Annotated in this window: 14 protein-coding genes; 1 reads left to right on the forward strand and 13 read right to left on the reverse strand. The window is 41.6% G+C overall.

Annotated elements, in window-relative coordinates; all coding sequences use genetic code 11:
- Positions 1-153: 153 nt before the first annotated feature.
- The 8 genes from ACTQ50_RS04085 to ACTQ50_RS04120 all read right to left on the reverse strand — a co-directional run bounded on the left by ACTQ50_RS04085 (position 154) and on the right by ACTQ50_RS04120 (position 12,509).
- Positions 154-1,158: an alpha/beta hydrolase family protein gene (locus ACTQ50_RS04085; RefSeq protein ID WP_441483081.1), complete on the reverse strand. Its 1,005-nt coding sequence runs from the start codon at positions 1,156-1,158 to the stop codon at positions 154-156.
- A 28-nt stretch (positions 1,159-1,186) separates the two neighbouring features.
- Positions 1,187-2,176 (reverse strand): guanosine polyphosphate pyrophosphohydrolase, encoded by a 990-nt coding sequence (locus ACTQ50_RS04090; RefSeq protein ID WP_441483082.1) that lies wholly within the window; start codon positions 2,174-2,176, stop codon positions 1,187-1,189.
- A gap of 382 nt (positions 2,177-2,558) precedes the next feature.
- A complete protein-coding gene (locus ACTQ50_RS04095) occupies positions 2,559-6,140 on the reverse strand; it encodes a family 78 glycoside hydrolase catalytic domain (RefSeq protein WP_441483083.1) in 3,582 nt (1,193 codons plus the stop codon).
- A gap of 280 nt (positions 6,141-6,420) precedes the next feature.
- On the reverse strand, positions 6,421-7,374 hold the full coding sequence (locus tag ACTQ50_RS04100; protein WP_441483084.1) for a carbohydrate kinase family protein: 954 nt from the start codon (positions 7,372-7,374) through the stop codon (positions 6,421-6,423).
- A 59-nt stretch (positions 7,375-7,433) separates the two neighbouring features.
- Entirely contained in the window at positions 7,434-8,918 is a 1,485-nt protein-coding gene (locus tag ACTQ50_RS04105) for a glycoside hydrolase family 32 protein (RefSeq protein WP_441483085.1), read from the reverse strand.
- 45 nt (positions 8,919-8,963) lie between these two features.
- On the reverse strand, positions 8,964-10,643 hold the full coding sequence (locus ACTQ50_RS04110) for an ABC transporter substrate-binding protein (protein WP_441483086.1): 1,680 nt from the start codon (positions 10,641-10,643) through the stop codon (positions 8,964-8,966).
- 21 nt (positions 10,644-10,664) lie between these two features.
- On the reverse strand, positions 10,665-11,558 hold the full coding sequence (locus ACTQ50_RS04115; RefSeq protein WP_226820325.1) for a carbohydrate ABC transporter permease: 894 nt from the start codon (positions 11,556-11,558) through the stop codon (positions 10,665-10,667).
- 12 nt (positions 11,559-11,570) lie between these two features.
- Positions 11,571-12,509: an ABC transporter permease gene (locus tag ACTQ50_RS04120; RefSeq protein WP_118577563.1), complete on the reverse strand. Its 939-nt coding sequence runs from the start codon at positions 12,507-12,509 to the stop codon at positions 11,571-11,573.
- 253 nt (positions 12,510-12,762) lie between these two features.
- Here ACTQ50_RS04120 and ACTQ50_RS04125 point away from each other — a divergent pair, with 253 nt between their 5' ends.
- Positions 12,763-13,788 carry a LacI family DNA-binding transcriptional regulator gene (locus tag ACTQ50_RS04125; RefSeq protein ID WP_441483087.1) on the forward strand — a complete coding sequence of 342 codons (1,026 nt, stop codon included), beginning with the start codon at positions 12,763-12,765 and terminating at the stop codon, positions 13,786-13,788.
- 214 nt (positions 13,789-14,002) lie between these two features.
- On the opposite strand, the gene ACTQ50_RS04130 is transcribed toward ACTQ50_RS04125, so the two are convergent.
- From ACTQ50_RS04130 to ACTQ50_RS04150, 5 genes are all read right to left on the reverse strand, one after another.
- The gene (locus ACTQ50_RS04130) at positions 14,003-15,010 is read right to left on the reverse strand and encodes an ATP-binding protein (protein WP_441483088.1); all 1,008 of its coding nucleotides are present in this window, start codon (positions 15,008-15,010) and stop codon (positions 14,003-14,005) included.
- A gap of 131 nt (positions 15,011-15,141) precedes the next feature.
- Positions 15,142-15,282 (reverse strand): hypothetical protein, encoded by a 141-nt coding sequence (locus tag ACTQ50_RS04135; RefSeq protein ID WP_441483089.1) that lies wholly within the window; start codon positions 15,280-15,282, stop codon positions 15,142-15,144.
- Between the two features lies 1 nt (position 15,283).
- Positions 15,284-15,994 (reverse strand): LytR/AlgR family response regulator transcription factor, encoded by a 711-nt coding sequence (locus ACTQ50_RS04140; RefSeq protein ID WP_118577566.1) that lies wholly within the window; start codon positions 15,992-15,994, stop codon positions 15,284-15,286.
- Between the two features lie 107 nt (positions 15,995-16,101).
- Positions 16,102-16,524 (reverse strand): hypothetical protein, encoded by a 423-nt coding sequence (locus ACTQ50_RS04145; protein WP_441483090.1) that lies wholly within the window; start codon positions 16,522-16,524, stop codon positions 16,102-16,104.
- Between the two features lies 1 nt (position 16,525).
- Positions 16,526-19,654 carry a glycoside hydrolase family 3 C-terminal domain-containing protein gene (locus ACTQ50_RS04150; RefSeq protein WP_441483091.1) on the reverse strand — a complete coding sequence of 1,043 codons (3,129 nt, stop codon included), beginning with the start codon at positions 19,652-19,654 and terminating at the stop codon, positions 16,526-16,528.
- Positions 19,655-19,674 lie beyond the last annotated feature (20 nt).

Here is a 19,674-nt window from a genome sequence, read left to right on the forward strand (position 1 = left end):
GCAGGATATAGCCTCTCCCTAACGTTTGACTCCAAAATCAAATCGTTTACAGGCGCCATATAATTCCTTGCAATGCCTTTTTTTAATTCTTTATATACTTTTCTTTGGGTAAATACACAATTCTGTGTACATGATTATAGTGTCTTCAATGTGTCACTCTTTCAAATGCGCATCCAAAAATTCCAATCCAACACTCTCTGCGTAATCTCTTCCCTCTTCAAAATTCATCTCGAAACCATGGGTAGCCTTCTTTCCATAAATTGGAACCAGAACGGAACCTTCCCCTGTATATGCTTTCTCAATTGCCTTTTCAGAGTAGCTGTATGGCACCAGGCTGTCATTGATTCCATGGATAATCATAACATCCCCCTCATACGCACTGATGGTATCATATACATCCAGATCATAAACTGTTTTCACATACCCCGAACCCACAGTTCCTACCGGCATCTCAGCTCTGTCTTCCGGAATATCATCCGCGGAAGCATACATTTCCCGGGCATTATCCGCAATGCAAAGTGCCGGATAAACCAGGATCATAGCAGCCACATCATCTTTTCTGTCTGCTGCAGTCAGGGCACTTACAAGACCGCCCTGGCTCTGTCCAAGAAGGAAAATGTGATCCTGGTCTACAAAATCCTTTGTTTTCACAAAATCCATAACAGCACTTAAATCTTCTTTCTCTGTCATCACTGTCATGTCCATGAAATCTACATCACTATTTCCGTTAAAGGAGCCTCCGCAAAAATCAAATGTATAAACCACATATCCATCCTGAGCTGCTTTTTCCGGCCATTTTGCACGCTCTACCATCTGGGAGGTGGAACCAATTCCGTGGCTCATAATAATTACCGGATAAGTTTTGGTCTCGTCAAAATCTTCCGGATAATAGAACTGTCCGTAAATATTATTGTCTCCATTTTTGCACCAGGAAACCACCTTTGTACAGCCTTCTAATTCTGTGGTGTATCCCTCTTCGATCTCCGGATTGTCAAACTCTTCTGAATCAACATCTTCCTCTTCTTCGGGATCAGAACTGTTCTCTGCTTCTTCTGTCTGCTTTTCTGCATTTTCCTCAGCCCAGACAGTTGCACTTACACAGCCCACACTTAATACTGCTGCCATTCCTAACGCAATTAACATTTTTTTCTTTAACATTTTTATTTCTCCACTTACATTTCTATTGTCAATCGATCACATCATTCTGAAACCTTGACAAATGCTCATAGGGCAGAATCAGCCTTCCTCTGAACAACCCACAGCCATCGTTGATCAGGCTGTTATTTACCGCAGAAAACATATTCACATCAAGATCTGCTAATTCCAGGGAAAGCAGCTTCATTCCCCGCTCATAAGCCTCGTCGAAGTAAACACATTCCCCTTCCGGGATCACATCTCTTCTGGCGCGCTCGTCCTGCTGGCGTTTCTCGTAACCAAGATGATTGGCAGGTCCGATTTCCGCAGTATCATCCATTTTCTGAGTGCGGAGCTGTACCTCCATGTAGGATCTGGAACTGTTATCGTAGAAAGTAATATGTAAGGACTGATAACCGTATTCACTGGTACAGCAAATATAATCTCTGTAATAAGGCTTCACATCATCATTCAGTTGATCAGAAGTACTCAATTTCACTCCCTGAGCCGATTCTGCTGTAAAACCTCTCTCTTCCAGAAATCCTGGCAGCACATTTGCAATCTCATAAAGATAGCGGATAGACGCCTGCTCCTGGTCTTCCCCAGGCTTCAAGTGACATCTTGGCATACAAACTACGATCCTGTAAGCAATAAAATCGCGGAAGCAGCTCAGCTTATTTTTCAGCTCTGCAACTGACGGATAAATCCCCTTTTCCCTGTAATAATCGTAAATATATTCCACCACATATCCATTAAATTTCTCTTCCGCACGGATCAGAGACTTGATCCTTCCTTTAAATGTGAAGGCAAGAAATGGATATTCATGGGCCATATATTTATAAAATTCCCGAATTTTCTGGGACTGGGCTGTAAGGAAATCATTGTGCTCCAAAAGCTCCGTGATCTGGAGCAGAAAATTGCTGTGCACTAAATCAACCTCATTATGGTTCTTCTTCGCTTCCTTACGCAGATCCTCTGTATATTTCTGTAAAATCTTTAAAACCGTATCTCCGGAATATAAATAATCGTTCAGTGTAATCATAGCTGTCACCTCGCCTGTGGGCGTTCTTTCTCATATCAGTCAAACAGTCTGAAAAATTCTATCTGCTGACATATCTGCCTATATTTTATACATATTCTAACAGACTTTTACGATTTAGCAAGGAAAAGTTTTAAGACAGATACCAAAGTGTGCTTGAAAATCATTCTCACAATCTGTACGTTCCCACTTTGCGAAAAACCTTTTCAAACATGCTCTGGTACAACGTTTTTTACAAAAAAGACCAGTAGCTGAAATTTCAATTTTCTGATTCTCAGAAATTCTCTCCCAGTACTGATCTTTTCATCACTCACTCATAATAAAACGGAGGATTTGATAAGCTATCTATGCAACACTCTGTAGTAAAGCATTCCATCATAAATTTTTATGCAGCTGTCACAGTCACATTACCATCCACAACTTCGAAATGATAAGTTCCAGCCACCAGTTCCATCTGCTGTGTTTCAATTGCATTATGTGTTACAGCACCTGTTACTGTTACACCATCGCATACTGTTATCTCGCCAGTTACTGGCAGGTACAAGGTTGCGGAGGTGTTCGCCGGAACTGTTACATCATAGGATGTCATCACACCGTCAGCCGCTGTCCAGCCGCTCTTAATTGTTCCGTAAACGGAATCATAACTTCCCTTCGCCTCTGTGAAATCACCTCCTACAGTCGGCTGCAGGATAAAGTGCTGATAACCAGGCTGTGTCTCGTCAGACTTGATTCCAAGCTGGTAAGCTACCATCCACTCGTAAACTGCACCAAGTGAATAATGGTTAAAGGAGTTCATGCTGTTGTTTCCGTTAAATCCAAGCTCATTTGTATAACCGTTCCAACGCTCCCAGATACTGGTTGCCCCCTGAGTTACCGGATGGAGCCAGGAAGCATAGTCTGTGGATTCGAACAGCTTGTAAGCAGTATCGTTTAAACCGTAATCGGAAAGTGCATTCAGCAGATTTCCAGTTGCATTAAAGCCTGTTGTTAAAGTATAAGGAACGATCGGCATTCCATCGCTATCCTCACCGGAAGCCTCTGCGATTGTTGCATTGTAGTTCTCCAGAACTTTTTCCAGATTCTCCTCGCTTACCACATGGAAACGAAGAGGAGTTGCATAGGAAGCCTGTGTATCCTGGATCTCACCCTTGGTATTCTTTGTTTTTCCAGTATCCGGATCAATGAAAAACTCATTCCATGCTTCTCTTGCAGTTGCAGCTGTCTCACGATAGCTTTCTGCCTTATCTGTATCGCCCATAACATCAGCAAGAACTGCTGCCTGATCCAGACAGTTAATATAAAGCACATTTCCAAGCATTACACCGTCAGTCGGGATTCTGGAAAGGTGGTCGCAAAGTGTACCAGTTTCACCAGTTAGACGTGCATCCTCCTGCTTGTCCCCGTTCTCATCCTTGTAGCTCATCGGTGTGGAAGCAAGGTGGTCTACATACGCATAAATATTATCAATATTATCTTTTACAATGTCCAGTTTTCCAGTCTGCATATACAAGTTGTACGGAATAGTTACAACCAGACAGTTCCAGGTAATACCGAAGCTCTGTCCGTTATGTGGGATTTTGTCATCTGCTTCCAGATCATAATTCACAAAAGCAGGGCAATACTGGGAAGACATTCCTGTTTCACCACAATCAGCACGGACGGTATCCATCCACTGACGCATAAAGTTGTAGGTGTCTGCTACATAAGAACCAGACAGTGCATAAATCTGTGCATCACCCGTCCATCCCATACGCTCGTCACGCTGCGGGCAGTCTGTCGGAATGGAAATATAGTTGCTTGTTGTAGAGTTTGTAATGTTTGCAAAAAGCTGGTTGGTCAGCTCATTGGAGGACTCATATTCAGCACTTGCGTCCAGTGAAGAAAGTACCTGCATTTTAATGCAGTCTGCCGGAAGCTCCTGATCCAGACCTGTGATCTCAATGTAACGATATCCATGGAAAGTAAGGTCTGGTGCAAATACATTCTCCCCCTCTTTCATGGTATAGAAATCCGTTACCATTGCAGATCGATAGTTCTCCACCATCAGCATTCCGTCAACACCTTCACTGGTGTACTCATCCAGTTCCGGGTAAAGGATCTCCGCAAAACGAACGGTTACTGTCTCGCCTGGCTTTGCGTATTCTTCTGGAATTGTGATCACCGGAACACCGGAAACATTTTCGCCCATATCGTAAATGTAAGAACCAGATCCCTCTTTTGTCTCGCCAAGAGCCTCTTTTACATCGTTGGTACGGATTACATGAACCGGCTCATCATAGCGGGAAACCAGCTGATAATCTGCAAACTGTTTTCTTGTCTCGATTTCAGAGGAAGCTGTCCATGCAGAGTCATCATATCCAGCCTCTGTCCAGCCCTCTACAGCCACCTCTTTTGTAGCGTCATATCTTTCACCCTGGAAAAGGGAAGCCAGACGTACCGGGCCATCGTTGTAATAAGTCCAGCTGCCGTCATCGGTTACTACTGTGTCGCTGGAACCATCTGTGTAGTTCACTACCAGTTTCGCCATCAGTGCAGGCTGGTCGCCATAATAATTGTTATTTGTACACTCGAAGGTAGTCATACCAGTCCACCAGCCTTCGCCGAGAATTGCTCCCATTGCGTTTTCGCCAGTCTGAAGGTAATCAGTTACGTCATAGGAATTGTACGCAAGAATAGAATCATACTCTGTGGAGCCTGGGTTAAACCATTCTTCCGGTGCAACTTCCTGTCCGTTAATATAGAAATCATAGATACCCTGTGCAGTCAGGTAAAGTCTTGCAGATTCGATTTCTGATTTCGCTTCGAAATCTGTACGAACCATCGGTGCTGCTGCATAGGAAGGATCTGCATATCCAAGAATACCTGTGTCACCGCCATTTACAGTAATTGTATTTCCATCTACAACCACGCCGTCCATTCCGTTAAAAATAGAATAAGTTGCACCTGTCTCTGCATCCAGAAGAGTTCCGGTTGCATATTTCCCGCCGTTCTCAATCTTATAATCTGTGAATGTGGCGCTGTCACCTGCATTTGCTGCAAAACCTACGGAGTTCAGGTTCGGGAAAGTATTTCCATTTTCCATGGTGTTTACCAGGATGTCATCTCCCACCTTGGTTCCGTCAACTGTGATGGACAATGTACTTGCAGTACAGAAAATATTAATGTGGTGAATATCGTTTTTGTTCTTGTCTGTAATCAGAGTGTTCAAATCTTCATCATCTTCAATTGTGAAAAATGGAGTTGTAGGATCATCGTCTTTTGCATAGCCCATGCGGTAAGCGTTAATCTTCGCACCACCGTTCGCGCCAACACCGGAAAGATCCAGTTCTACGCGGACATAGTTTTCGCCTTCCTGCATTTCGCTGTTGAACACTTTGTTCTCCAAACGGAAATCATCTGCACCAAGAATAAAGGATGCCCCGTTACTGCCCTCTGCCACCTGAACATCTGCGGAAATATTAAAAACTGCTTTAGATGCTGCATCAAGAGATAGCTCTCCTGCTCCGATCCATTTGGCTCCGTCCCAGGATGCTGAACTTGTATCCATCAAACCAGTCTCAAAAGTTGCAGTCTCAGACTGAATGGAATTATCCTTGTTATCGGTCACAGTCACATTCCAGCTGTACTGAGTCGCCGGAGTCAGACCGCTTCCCTCATATTTGATCTCATTTGACTGACTGCTTTCTACCACACCGGAATCCCAGACCACGCTTCCGCCTTTGTCCTGGACAACGATCTGATACGATTTCTGGGCTGCCCCGATCTCGCCTGACTGCATCTGCCAGGAAAATGCAGGATTAGCCTCGTCTACGCCAATGGGATTTGTACGCCCCTGAGTTTCCAGATTTACAATTGCAGTTTCCGCTGCTGCCTCAGCTGTCACTTCTTCAGCGAACACACTTACCGGTCCATTGCCAACCAGAAGCGTCACGCCCATGAATGCAGCAAGCACTCGTTTCATACTCATGAATTTCTCTCCTCCTCGATTTTTCTGTGAAAATCCCGGACAACATCTAATCAGTGTCATTGATGCAGATCAGATGGCTTTCATATTTTGCGATGTCCGTTATTTTAACTATTTTTTCTTACCTTGCTTATTTTGCATTGTACCATTTTCACAGTAAAATAATCGTTTCCGTCGTAAAGTGTGCATATTTATACGTCAAATGAAATTTAAACTATTTTCTACTACAATAAAGGGACCTCCGAAGAAGTCCCTTTATTGTATTCCTATTCTTTTGAATATTTTATATTAATAGCTTTATTTCTTTTTCTTCCGGCATTACTCTCAGTGCGCCTTTTCTTGTTGTGATAATTGAGGCAGCTGCATTGGCAAATGTTAACATTTCAGCCAGATTTTCCTCTTTTAGTCCATTAATTCCATGTTCACAGACATAGTGCAATACACAGCCGCAGAAGGTATCTCCTGCTCCGGTTGTCTCAATGGTATTCTCCTGTAAAAACGGCTTTACTTCCACCATCATTTCATTATAATAAGCGCGGCTTCCTTCTTTGCCCATAGACACAAGGATCAGCGGAATCTGATATCTTTCCAGGATCCAGTTTACACCAGCAGTATAATCCTCTTCCCCTGTCAGCCACTGAATTTCATTATCTGAAATCTTTAAAATCTGGCAATGTCCAAGACCATATAAGACCTGCTCTCTTGCCTCATCCAGAGACTCCCAGAGCGGTGGGCGTAAATTTGGATCAAATGAAATAATAGCGCCAGCTTCTTCTGCAATATGAATTGCTTCTTTCGTTGCCTCCCGCACTCCTTCATGAGTCATAGACAACGTGCCAAAATGAAAAATTCCGGTCTCTTTGAGAATATCTTCGCGAATCTCCGTTTTGTTCAGCATCATATCTGCTCCCGGATTACGGTAAAAAGAGAAATCCCTGTCTCCATCGGGATATGTATGTACCATAGCAAGGGTTGTATGGATCTTTTCGTCTGTACATAATCCAGTGTCATCAATCCCAGCTTCTTTTATTGCCGCTCTCAGCTGTTCTCCGAAGAAATCATTTCCCACTTTCCCTATAAACGCTGTCTTATGTCCCAGCTTCGCCAGCATTGCAAGTACATTACAAGGTGCCCCTCCCGGGTTCGCTTCAAAAAGCGGATTTCCCTGACTGCTTTTTCCATTTTCAGTAAAATCAATCAATAATTCGCCTAGTGCCGTTACATCATATTTCTTCATACGTCGCTCCCAATTCTTGTATTTTTACTTTACTCATTCATGACAAGCATCTGGAGCTTTCATACCAAATCATATTTCACTACATCGATTCTGGCAGCACCATCCACAGCAAAAGAAATTCCCTTTGCATCCTGCTCTGTAAGAATAACAGCAGACATAACCTGTTCTCCGTCATTGATAAATATTTCCGCGCTGAATCTGTCCAGAATTACTCGTAATTTCAATTCATTACAGTCACCATTTACCAGACATTCTCTCTGATGAACCACTGCACGTTCGCTTCCGGAGAAGCTTCTGTCGATTTTCAAAACTGATTCATCTGGACGGAATCGTAAAGTGGAATGATATTTTTCATTCTCTGCAAAACAGAGTTCGAATTTTTTATAAAGCTTATCTTTATCTACCGGTCGTATTACAAGCTCCAGATCTACGGTACGTCCTTCAATCTGGTCAAGTGTGATTCTGGTGTCTTTAATCACAACATCCCTGTATTCGACTTTATTTGCACGCATGGAATCCAGTTCTCTGACCGGAACCTGATACAATCTTCCGTTTTTCACAGACAACTCTCTTGGAAGGCTCATTTGTGCAAACCATTTAGAATCATTCCTGCGATAAGCAAGAGTATCCCAGTTCTGCATCCAGGCAATCATAATTCTTCTTCCATCTGGAGCAAGCAGTGTCTGCATTGCGTAATAGTCAATTCCATAATCCACACTCTGATAAGACTGTTCCTTCAAAGTATGTGTCTCAGAATCCAGATCTCCTATGATACATAAGGTTCCATTTCCATTATGATATTCCAATCCTTCCGGAATCATGTCCTGTGGGCTTGTCAGAAGCACATATTTGCCGTCCAGTTCAAAGAAATCCGGGCATTCCCACATCTTTCCATAGCGGTTTTTATTCTCTGCCAGAACGCTGACAAATTCCCATTCAAATCCGTCTTTACTTCTGTAAAGAAGAATCTGTCCGCTTCCATCTGCAGGGCGGCTGCCTATAACACAATATAAGTTTCCATCTTTTTCTCTCCAGATTTTTGGATCACGGAAATCTGCTTTGCTTGCACCTTCCGGCAGATTTTTAAAGGTCAGGACCGGATTTTTGTCATACTTCACGTAATCCTTTCCATCTCCCACAGCCACCGCCTGTGTCTGAACATCCCTTGCGGTTCCGTCCTCCAGTATTTCCCGGTCCACAGCTGTATACATAAGCAGCTGTCTGCCGTCCTCCAGCTCTATGGCACTTCCGGAAAAGCAGCCCACTTTATCGTAATCCTGGTCTGGTGCCAATGCTGCCGGGAGATAGTCCCAATGCAGCAGATCCTTACTTACCACATGCCCCCAGTGCATGCTGTCCCAATGTGTGTTATATGGATTATACTGATAAAACAAATGGTAGTCTCCCTTATAGCAGGAAAATCCATTGGGATCATTCATCCATCCAACATAAGGAGTTATATGAAAAGCCGGTCTGTCTTCCGCTTTAATCTGCTGTCCCTGTGTAAATTCATATTTTCTTGCCTTTTCTAACATTTCGCTCATGAAAAATCTCCTGTCAAAGTCGTTGTTCAGTTCTTACATCTTTTGTTACTTTTCCGCGCTTAAGGATTCCTGATACTGATCAAAATATTTCTGTTTGATTGAAAGATAATCAGAAAGTCCGTACTTCTCCATTTTTTCCAGGTAGGAATCCCATTCTTCCTCTATTCCTCCATTCAGGATCCAGTCAGCTTTCTTCTGTTCTGCATATTTTTTAATATCGGTATCATACTGTGATACTTTGTTTGTATCATCAATACTCATAAATACATTCGGATAAACATATTTGCTGTTCATATCCTGTAAATATGTCTCGTGCATATTATCCAGACGCCATTTTGCATCTTCCGGCTGTGTCACATATACATCATAATATTCATTCAGCACGGCCAGAGGGCCATTTACAGATTGCGCCTCACGCACTTCCACTGGAGACTGCTCTCCCAAATCCATATGTTTTAACATTTCGCCGCCGTCTTTGTTTGTAGACAGTTCAAAAATGTTAAAGGAATCCTCTTCGCCATAAGTACCCCAGTTATTCTGCGGAGACTGGAGGGGTGCATACATCTGATCAATCCATGCAGCAGCAAGTGCTGTATTACGACAGCTGGATGTAAGAACACATCTTCCACGGTCAAATCCACTGGTTTCACTGTTGTTCTGTCTGGTAATATTTCTCATGCCATCCGGCCCGGTCAGTGCCGGAAGCATCACATAATCTGTATTGTTATCTATATTCGCAATATCCCATGTGAAGCAGAGTCCGTAACGGTGATTCTTTCCTTTTGCAACATAAGTAGACCACTCCTGTGTAAAGGCTTCCGGATCTACAAGGTCTTCTGTCACCAGTTTATGAAGCCATTCAATTCCTTCCTTGTAGCCTTCCTGAACAGTTGTATAAATTACTTTTCCTTCATCTGTTACCGCGAAATGATCTCCTGTGTCTCCGTAACCCTCTCCAAATCCATTTATTAAAATCGCCGGATCCTGATCTCCGTTATTGATAATAAAGGACATTGGAATTACATCACCTTCAATGGAAAATTCTTTCTCCAGTTCTTCTGCATGATCGCGGAACTGAATCAGTACCTGTTCCAGTTCGTCTGTTGTTGTAGGAATCTCAAGTCCAAGGTAGTCAAGCCATTTTTTATTAATATATGGAATATCTCCAATCGCCTGAATTGCTTCTTTTCCTGCACCAAGCTGTTCAATCCACGGGAAAGAATAGATATGTCCATCCGGTGCTGTGCACATAGTCCTGTACTCTGGGTATTTTTCAAACACAGCCTGAAGATTCGGCATATATTTGTCAATCAGATTTTCCAATGGAATAATAATTCCCTGCTTGGCATAACGCAGCAGGTCATAATCACTCATACCTGCATTAAACAGACCATCCGGCAGATTTCCAAACTGAGCCAATGCCAGATTCTTTTTATCGGAAAACTGATCGGATACAAAGCAGGTCCAGTCAATATGAACATTTGTCTGTTCTTCCAGTCGCTGGAAAATCACTCTTTCATTGGGATCCTGTGTGGAAGTAGCCGGTGCACTTGTAATAAAAGAAAGCTCCTCTGTTTCCTTTAATGGAAACTGTACCTCAGATACTGGTGTGTCCGGGCTGATCTCCGCATTAAGCTGCTGCTCTTTTCCACACCCTGCTGTACTTATCATCATCGTCAAAGAAAGTCCAAGTGCAAGTAAACCTTTTACTCTGTTTTTCTTCATATCTGTATCGTTCCTTTCTTATCAGCCTTTTACTGATCCGACCATAATTCCCTGATCAAAATACTTCTGGAAGAATGGGTACATTACTAAAAGCGGTAAGCTTGATACTACAATGGTTGCATATTTCAGCTGTTCCGCTACCTTTGCCATTTCAGCAGTACTCTGAATATCTGCAATCATACCTGGCTGCGGAGTATTCTGTACCAGAATGGAACGAAGTACTAACTGCAGAGGCTGAAGATTTGCATCATTCAGATAAATCATTGCATCAAAATAGCTGTTCCACATTCCTACAAATGACCACAGTGCAAGTACTGCAATGATTGGCTTGCATACCGGCATCATGATTTTGAAGAAATGCTGGATCTCATTGGCTCCGTCAATTGCGGAAGCTTCTCTTAATTCTGCCGGGATTGACTGGTAGTATGTTCTTGCAAGGATCATATTCCATACATTAAATGCTCCAGGAATCAAAACTGCCCAGACTGTATTTACCATATGCAACTGATTGATTAAAATAAAAGTCGGGATCATTCCACCGCCAAAGAACATTGTAATCAGGAAAATGAGATTGAAAAATTTTCTTCCCACAAATTCCTTCTTGGACAATGGATACGCTGCCAGCAATGTTATAAAAACAGAAATAGCTGTAAATGCAAGTGAATACAGAAAAGAATTCAGGAATCCACGCCAGATCATCTCATTTTCCAGTACTCTGCGATATGCATCCAAAGTCCAGTCCTTAATATGAAAACTCAGTCCCTGATTATTCAAAACTGTAGGATCCATAAAAGAGGCCAGCACTACATACACGATTGGAATTGCAATAGAAAGTACAAACAGTCCAAGAATCAGGAATCCAATTCCAAGGATCATACAGTCTGTCTTCGAATATTTTTTCTTTATTTTCTCCATTTTCGCTTCCTCCTATAATCCTTCTCCGTCGTTCAGCTTCTTTACCACCCAGTTTACAAAAACTAACAGAATTACATTTACTACTGAATTAAACAGACCAACAGCCGTAGAATAACCATAATCGCCGTTCAAAAGACCAATACGGTATACATATGTTGATAAAATTTCTGATGCCGGCAGGTTCATATCTGTCTGTAATGCATAGGCTTTCTCAAATCCAATACTCATAATATTTCCAGCCTGCAGAATAAACTGAATTACAATAATATTCTTAATTGCAGGAAGCTCCACATACCAGATCTGCTGCAGAAGATTTGCACCATCCATAATAGCTGCTTCTTCCAGTTCTTTGCTTGCATTGGATAAAGCAGCAGTGTACATAATAGAGGCCCAGCCTGCTGTCTGCCAGATTCCACTTGCTATGTAAATGGTACGGAAAGCAGATGGCATTGTCATCCAGTTTGTACTGATTCCTAAAAGCTTATTCAGAGGTCCAACCGGAGAAAGCAGCATTCGTACCATACCGCAAAGTACAATTACAGATATAAAGTTCGGCATATAGACCAGAAGCTGTACTTTCTTCTTAACTCCGGTTCTGCGGATACGATTTAAAAGCAATGCCAGAATGATCGGAACCGGAAAGCCCCACAACAGTCCATAAATACTCAGTTTTAACGTATTCAACAGGTAGTTCATAAAATCCGGTGAAGATAAAAACCGCCTGAAATATTCAAGTCCAACCCATGGACTTCCAAGTACTCCCTTGATTACGTTGTAATCCTCAAATGCAATCAGAAGTCCCCCCATAGGAAGATACTTAAAAATGATTGTCAGTAAAAGTCCTGGCATTAAGAAAAAAAGATATAACTGCCAGTTTTTCTTCACATATGTAGCCTTATCTCTCCACGTTTGCTTTTTCACGGGCATTGTTTGGTTCTGCATTCTTTTCATGCACTTCTCCTCCATTCCTTTCCTTTTCCGTTCTTGTAACCGGTTAAGTAACCGGTTACTTTATGGCTCAATGTTACTACATCCAAGTTCATATGTCAACACTTTTTCAAGCTAAAATAACCGGTTACGTAATCGGTTATTTTATCATTGCCTTTTTTTTAAATAATTGCTATACTAAAAAAATAATATAATCCCAGTAATTAAAAGATTCCCCAATATTATTCTCATTTATTTATAAGGAGATTAAATTTTTATGGCAAAAAAACAGGTGACATTTGCAGATATTGCAGAATATACTCATTTTTCAAAAACTACAATATCACGGTATTTCAATCATCCCGATTCTCTTACGCTTGAAAATCAGGAAAAGATTTCACAGGCCCTTGATACCCTTGGCTATAAAAAAAATAAACTTGCAAAAGTTCTGGCAAATGGTAAAAGTGAGTTTATCGGAATTATTATTCCAAATCTCTACTTGCATTACTACTCTGAAATGCTGACACAGCTTCTTTCAAGCTATAGTAACTACCATTACAAATTTCTTGTTTTTTCCAGTGAACACGGTGCCGAAGAGGAACAACAGTATATTGAAGAGCTTCTTTCCTATCAGATTGAGGGGCTTATTGTTTTAAGCCATACACTGTCATCCCAAAAACTGGCTTCCTATCAGATTCCTGTCATTGCCATTGAGCGAGAGGCAGAATATATCAGCAGCATTACCACTGACAATTATATGGGTTCCCTTCAGGCTACCTCCCTGTTAATTCGTGATAAATGTGATATATTGATTCATATCAATGTCAATGTTGAAAAAACAGTCCCGGCTTATGATCGTATACGTGCATTTGAGGAAACATGTAAAGAATATCAGGTTCCTTATGACATTGATCTAAGCGTAAGCGGCAATTCTTATCAAGAGATTTTAAATGTGATAAGACGTATCTTTACAAGAATTGAAGAAAAGTATCCGAATCAAAAAAAAGGTATCTTTCTTGCGAATGATACCTATGCCAATATGTTTCTCAATTTAATTTTCCAGAAATATGGTAAATTACCACCTACTTACGAAATTATAGGTTTTGATAATTCTCCAATTGCCAGTGAATCAATCCTTCCGATCACAACTGTCGGTCAGCAAATTGATGTTATTGCACAGACTGCCATGGAGCTTCTGGTGCAGCAGATGGAAGAGCAAAAAAAGCGAGCGCCTAAGCCACTGGAAAAGCCAATTCACAAACAGATCACTCCGGTGCTGATTCGCCGGAATACTACCAGTTAACTTATTGCTGTCGTATATTAGTAAAGCGGACATTCCAGGTCCGCTTCGCTACTTGCTCATGAACGCAGTCGCTTCGTGATCTGTCAGTAGGAGCTGAAGGCTCCCACTGACAGAAGCATCCCCCCTCACCTGCCGCTTAGTGCTCCGCGCACTTGAAGCGGGAGAATACTTATCTGCGTTCAAAAAAAGGCACCTCCCCAGTTTGAAAAAGGCTCTAATCTAGAACTGGAAAAATAATATCTACACTAAAAATCTTTTCTTCCAAATTCGCCACAAGATTTCCGCCATATTTTTCCACCACATATTGAATACTTTTCATGCCAAAGCCATGATAATTATCATCTCCTTTGGTACTCACTGGAAGCCCATTACGAAATTCCAGTTCATCCTCGCAATAATTCTCAATATGAATCCCCATCACATCCTGTCTCGCATATCCGATGAGGCTGATAATTCTCTTTTCAACTGGCAGCTCCGCTGCACATTCAATAGCGTTATCTAAAGCATTTCCAAATATAGCAGCGATATCTCCCGATTTAATACCAGTAAGCTTCTCTCCATCAATCATATATGAAAACTTAATTTGATATTTTTCACAAAGAAGATTCTTTTCTGAAAGAATAATATCCAATGGCTGGCAGCCTGTTTTCGCAAGCCCGTCATAAATATCTACTGCTTTACGTATTTCTTCCAGCTGGCCATGATCTGCATTTCCGGCTTGTTCCAATTCCAGAATCCGGTGCTTAAGATCATGACATTTCATGTTAATGATTTCAACTGTTTTCTTTGACAACTCATACTGTTTTGCATTTTCCTTTATTAACTGCTCAAGAGCCAGATTTTCTTCATTGAGCCGGGACTGCTCCAGAAGCCCAAACTGCATAAAAAGAGATAAAATACAGCAGAATGCAAATGGAACACGGCACACCATAACCATATCCAGCTTTTCACTGATCAGCCAGCTCTGAAGGAGCCAGCAGACACATAAGGAAATAATGGCTACCCAAAGTACACGGACTCTGTTCTGGCTGATATTCGGAAAATTTTTTATTTTTGCTGCACAAGTGAGATAGCAAATAATATATACAATGGTAAATCCAATGACCATTTCCGTGGAAAGCATCTTGAAAGAAGTTTTGGTCACGATACAAATCAGCACCTGAATATTGCTTCCAAGATTCTGTACAGTAAAAGCTCCAATTGTACAAAATAAAATATCCAAAAAAGAACGCCTGAAGCAAAACCACATGTAAAGCTGCATAAAAACAAGCACAATAAAGGTTCGAATTCCGCTTATATATTGACCAATTATAATTGGAAGGGTAACTCCCAAAAGCAGACAGGCAGTTCCCCCTACAAGCAGGCGTAACCAGAAGCGTTTCCTTTTTTTAGATGGAAAAAGAACATAGCTTCCGCTATAAAAAGCTGGATGATAAAACAGGTAATTCCCTGTATTTCACTTGTAGATGAAGCTAATATTTCATAAATTGCCACGTCAGTTTCCTCCCCGGTTAATGTACATTGTCATTTGATCTATAAAAGTTTTTTTATAAGAACGGGAAATCGATAATTCCTTTCCATTTACAAACACGCTGTTTCCCTGATAGCGGGAAATCCATTCCAGATTTACACAAAAGGATTTGCTGCAACAGGAGAAGCGACCTGTCGGAAGCTGTGCTATAAAATCTCCCATTGTGCTTCGCAGGCGAAAGGTCTCTTTCGAAGTATGAAGATAAAGATAATGCTTTGCACTTTCAATATAAATCAGATCTGCAATATCAATTTTAACAGTTCCCTGTTCAGAAGGAACATATATCTGATAACCATGAAGCTTTTTACAGATTCGGATCGCTTTGTCCAGTTTCAGCGAAAAGTTGAAATATTCAATAGGCTTTACCATAAAATCAAGAGCCTGCACTTCATATCCGTTAATGGCATATTGTGCCATATTGGTAATAAAAATAAGAGGAATCTGGCTATCAAATTCCCGCAGTTTTCTGGCGGTGTCAAGACCATTCATATGAGGCATTTCAATATCCATAAGAGCAATGTCGCAGCTGGCTTTATAATCGCTGATAAAATTTAATCCGTTTTCAAAGCATTCTACAGCTAACGGTTCCTGTTTTTCTTCTGAATAGCGTAATATATAGTCTTGAAGAATTTTTGCACTTTTCTTATCATCTTCCACAATAGCAATGGTAATCATAGTTATCCTCCATGGTATACGGCAAAAGCCGGAGTCCTTTTGGGCATTCCGGCTTTTTTATTATACCATGTAAATATTAATTTGTGCCATATTTTACAGCAGATAAATCAAGCTTTTGTCTCATCCTTACAAGTGCATTTCTGAAATCCAGAATAAGAGGAAACAATATATGCAATCATGGAAAGTGCCATAAGTACGGCTGAAATTATGAATTTCTTTATGGTTGCAAACTCATAAAGTCCTGATACCACATATCCAATAAAATCAACTTGTGTATAAAAACTGTTAACAAGTGCTGCTGCAGTCAGAATTGCATTTGCAGTAAGCAGAAGGCTTGTCCACTTAAAATCAGGTGCCACCTTCAAAACGATCATCGCAAGAATCTGCAGAACCACTGTTACAAGCAGCAGAACCTCAATATAAGATTCTGTATGTCCTGCCTGGCGGTACATTACAAAGCCGATCAGCGCAAGGATTGCAGCCACAAAGCTTAAGTAAAAACCAAATGTTTTATTTTTCAGATATCCCATATTACTTGTCCTCCTTCACGTAAACTGTCTTTTTGCGAAGTGAATTTCGAAGGTACATAACTGCAAACAAAAGTGTCAGAAGTCCAAATACCACCTCTGCTGCCATAAAGGCAATCTGCCACCATGTAAGAACGTGAATATATTTAGTGGAGGTTGTAATTGTATTCATATCATTACTTGCAACTGTATTATATACGAAATATTTAATTGTTTCTTTCATCTTTTTCTGGAAAGCAGAGTCCTTTGCAATCAGCTTCAGGTTCTCGGTTGAAGTCATGGAACCAATATTAGCGCTTTCATATGCGGAAGTTGTAAGACATCCGCCACCGCCGCCAAATACAATATCTCTCCAGTTCATGTAATCAGCACCGTTGATCATATCTGTTACGATCCAGCCTTCAAAGCCCCACTCGTTACGTGCAACCTGCACCTGTGAAGCTTCGGAAGCTCCTGAATATACAGTTCCAAGACGGTTGAAGCCTGTCATGATTCCCTGCGCATAGTTATTTTCCATAGCTCCCTGGAATGCGCGGAGTTCATTTTCCCTTGCAGCCTGCTCTGTGAAGAATGTGGAAACACCGGAACGGTTTAACTCCTGATGATTCATGATATAGTGTTTCGGCATCATCATAAGACCTTTGGATTTTCCGCCTTTGCAGACAGCCTGTCCCAACAGGTTGGTAAGCATGGCATCTTCTGAATAATATTCATGATTTCTGGAGCAGTAAGGTGCACGGTGAATGTTAAGACCAGGTGCTGCAATGGAGTTGGCATTGGACCACAATCCATCTTCACCAAAGAGCTCTCCTTCTCTCTCTACAAGTTCTTTATTGAATGTTGCTGCAACTACAGGTTCTGTAGGCATGGAGCTCATAGAGTAGGAAGCATATTCGTTGTCTGAAGAAACATAAGTCGGCTCGGAAGAGTTGGATTCATTCCAGCGGGTTGCATATCCTGCAATCTGGTCGTAGCTGTAACCGATCGGTCCGTCATACCAGATTGCTTCTGGCAGGAAAATAGAATCCAGCTTCTCAAAGTTTTTATCTCCTGCTTTCTCAATAAAGTTGGCAGCCTCTTCCAAAGTCAGCTGATCCATAAGCTGATCCCATTTTTCATCAGACAGAGGAAGTGCGCCTGCGAAAGTTCCATCCTCATTAAACTGGAGGAAATCAACGGTGCTTAATCCGTTGTCAGCTCCCCAGACAACTTCTTCGTCATTGTTCTCAGTAAGTTCATAAGTGGAGTTTGTAAGACCTTTCATCATTTCCTCTATTGGAGTAATGCTTTCCACTTCTTTCCAGCCCTTGCTCCAGTCAGAACGTGTAGTGTATTCAGCAGTATCCGGGATCAGATTGTTAATATCGCAATCCTGGAATGCATTCTCTACGTTTTCAGAATAAGTCTCTTTATCTTCACCAAGAGAAACTGTCACTACATTTTCCGGCTCAATTGTTTCATCGTCTGTAATTGTGATCAGATCGTCTGTGGAATCTGTTTTTACCGCCAAGACATTGTTTAATGCTTCATGCGCACCGTTTCCGATTGTGAAATAATAATCACCGGAATCCAGCACCCATGCGCCCTCTGTTCCATCTTCTTTTACAGCTTTTTCATCATAGCTTGCCATATATTCCGGAGCGAACTCAATTTCCAGAGTCTGTGATTCGCCAGGCTCAAGAACCTCTGTTTTTCCAAAATCAAGAAGCTGAATAGAAGCTTTCTCCAGTCCGCCCTCTATATATGGTGTCTGTACATAAAGCTGGACAACATCTTTTCCGGCAACGTCACCGGTATTGGTTACCTTCACTTTTGCAAGTCCCTTTTCCCCAGATATTACATCTACACTTTCCAGCTCCTGAGTAAAGGTTGTATAAGATAAACCATATCCAAACGGATAAGTTACTTCATCTACATAGTTCCATGCTTTGCCAGTAGAAGAGCCTTCTGTGGTGTCTGCATTTCCCTGATCCAGAACAGTATCCTCGTAACGGGTTTCATAATATTTATAACCAACATAGATACCTTCAGTTTCTACTACATACCAGTCACCCTTGTCTGCTTCTGTAAGTTCTGCACCAGATTCTGCATTGGAAGCATTAGTATAAGTATAAAGACCAAAGTTGGTCATTGCCGGAGCAGAAACAGAACTTGTGGCATAAGTATCAGAAATATGACCGGATGGATTCACATCGCCAGAAAGTACATCACATACTCCAAGGAATCCATTCATTCCCGGAAGTCCAGTCCAAAGAATTGCTCCAATCTCCGGATCATCCTTCAGTTCCTGGATTTCCATAGGAACGTCAGAGTTGATCAAAACGATCACCTTTCCATTGCTATTTTCCTTTGCAAGCTGGATCATCTCTTTTTCGTAAGCTGAGATAGACATCGGTGTGTCGAAGCTGTCCCCATTAGGATCCTTCATATTTGTGCTGTAGTCAGACGCCTCTGAACTGTCTCGGGAAAGAACAACAACTGCTGTTGTATCCTTAGCAGATTCCAGAATATCATCTGTGTAAAGTTCAGCAGGTGCCTCACCTACTGTATATGTATCCGCTTCATTATAAGAAGCGGAAAAAGCAGGTACAAGGCTATGGCCCGGAACTTCATTTCCAAAGAAAGAAGCTTTTCTGTAATATGGCGCGCAGGTTTCACTTGCATAAAAGCCTTTCATGGTTTCATTTACTGTGAAGCCTCTTTCATCCATAGCTTCTTCAATACCATAAGCGATCTGACCATCCTCTGAATCAGCCACAACAGAGGAACCAATTAATCCGCCGGTTCCCGGAAGATGGCTGTTTAAGCCCCAGAGGGTAACAGCTTCTTTGGATTTGTCAAGTGGAAGGGTCTGATCTGTATTTTTGAATAAAACGGAACCTTCTGAAGAAATTTCAGCAGCCAGCTGTTCTTTAGCCTTTACCAGATCCTCTACATTGTCAAATTCAGATTCATAATAAATGCCATCAGAGTCAGAATCTCCCTGCTCGATTTTGTAGCTTGAGGTTCCAAGTGTCGCATTAATGAAATCCACTCTTGCATTTGCAATTGAACTTCCGCCCAATGTGATCGTGAGAAGTGAGGCTGTAGTTGTTGCCAAACCACGCCAGATTTTCCCGGTATGCTTTTTCATATTTCCTTTCCTCCTAGTAA

This window comes from Blautia sp. Sow4_E7 (assembly GCF_052116245.1).
Lineage (GTDB): Bacteria > Bacillota > Clostridia > Lachnospirales > Lachnospiraceae > Blautia_A.

What these genes read in the sequence shown, in the direction of transcription:
- ACTQ50_RS04105 (WP_441483085.1), bottom strand. Translation starts at nt 8,918, where the DNA reads ATGAGCGAAATGTTAGAAAAGGCAAGAAAATATGAATTTACACAGGGA.
- ACTQ50_RS04150 (WP_441483091.1), bottom strand. Translation starts at nt 19,654, where the DNA reads ATGAAAAAGCATACCGGGAAAATCTGGCGTGGTTTGGCAACAACTACA.
- ACTQ50_RS04100 (WP_441483084.1), bottom strand. Translation starts at nt 7,374, where the DNA reads ATGAAGAAATATGATGTAACGGCACTAGGCGAATTATTGATTGATTTT.
- ACTQ50_RS04125 (WP_441483087.1), top strand. Translation starts at nt 12,763, where the DNA reads ATGGCAAAAAAACAGGTGACATTTGCAGATATTGCAGAATATACTCAT.
- ACTQ50_RS04085 (WP_441483081.1), bottom strand. Translation starts at nt 1,158, where the DNA reads ATGTTAAAGAAAAAAATGTTAATTGCGTTAGGAATGGCAGCAGTATTA.
- ACTQ50_RS04145 (WP_441483090.1), bottom strand. Translation starts at nt 16,524, where the DNA reads ATGGGATATCTGAAAAATAAAACATTTGGTTTTTACTTAAGCTTTGTG.
- ACTQ50_RS04120 (WP_118577563.1), bottom strand. Translation starts at nt 12,509, where the DNA reads ATGAAAAGAATGCAGAACCAAACAATGCCCGTGAAAAAGCAAACGTGG.
- ACTQ50_RS04140 (WP_118577566.1), bottom strand. Translation starts at nt 15,994, where the DNA reads ATGATTACCATTGCTATTGTGGAAGATGATAAGAAAAGTGCAAAAATT.
- ACTQ50_RS04090 (WP_441483082.1), bottom strand. Translation starts at nt 2,176, where the DNA reads ATGATTACACTGAACGATTATTTATATTCCGGAGATACGGTTTTAAAG.
- ACTQ50_RS04095 (WP_441483083.1), bottom strand. Translation starts at nt 6,140, where the DNA reads ATGAGTATGAAACGAGTGCTTGCTGCATTCATGGGCGTGACGCTTCTG.
- ACTQ50_RS04110 (WP_441483086.1), bottom strand. Translation starts at nt 10,643, where the DNA reads ATGAAGAAAAACAGAGTAAAAGGTTTACTTGCACTTGGACTTTCTTTG.
- ACTQ50_RS04115 (WP_226820325.1), bottom strand. Translation starts at nt 11,558, where the DNA reads ATGGAGAAAATAAAGAAAAAATATTCGAAGACAGACTGTATGATCCTT.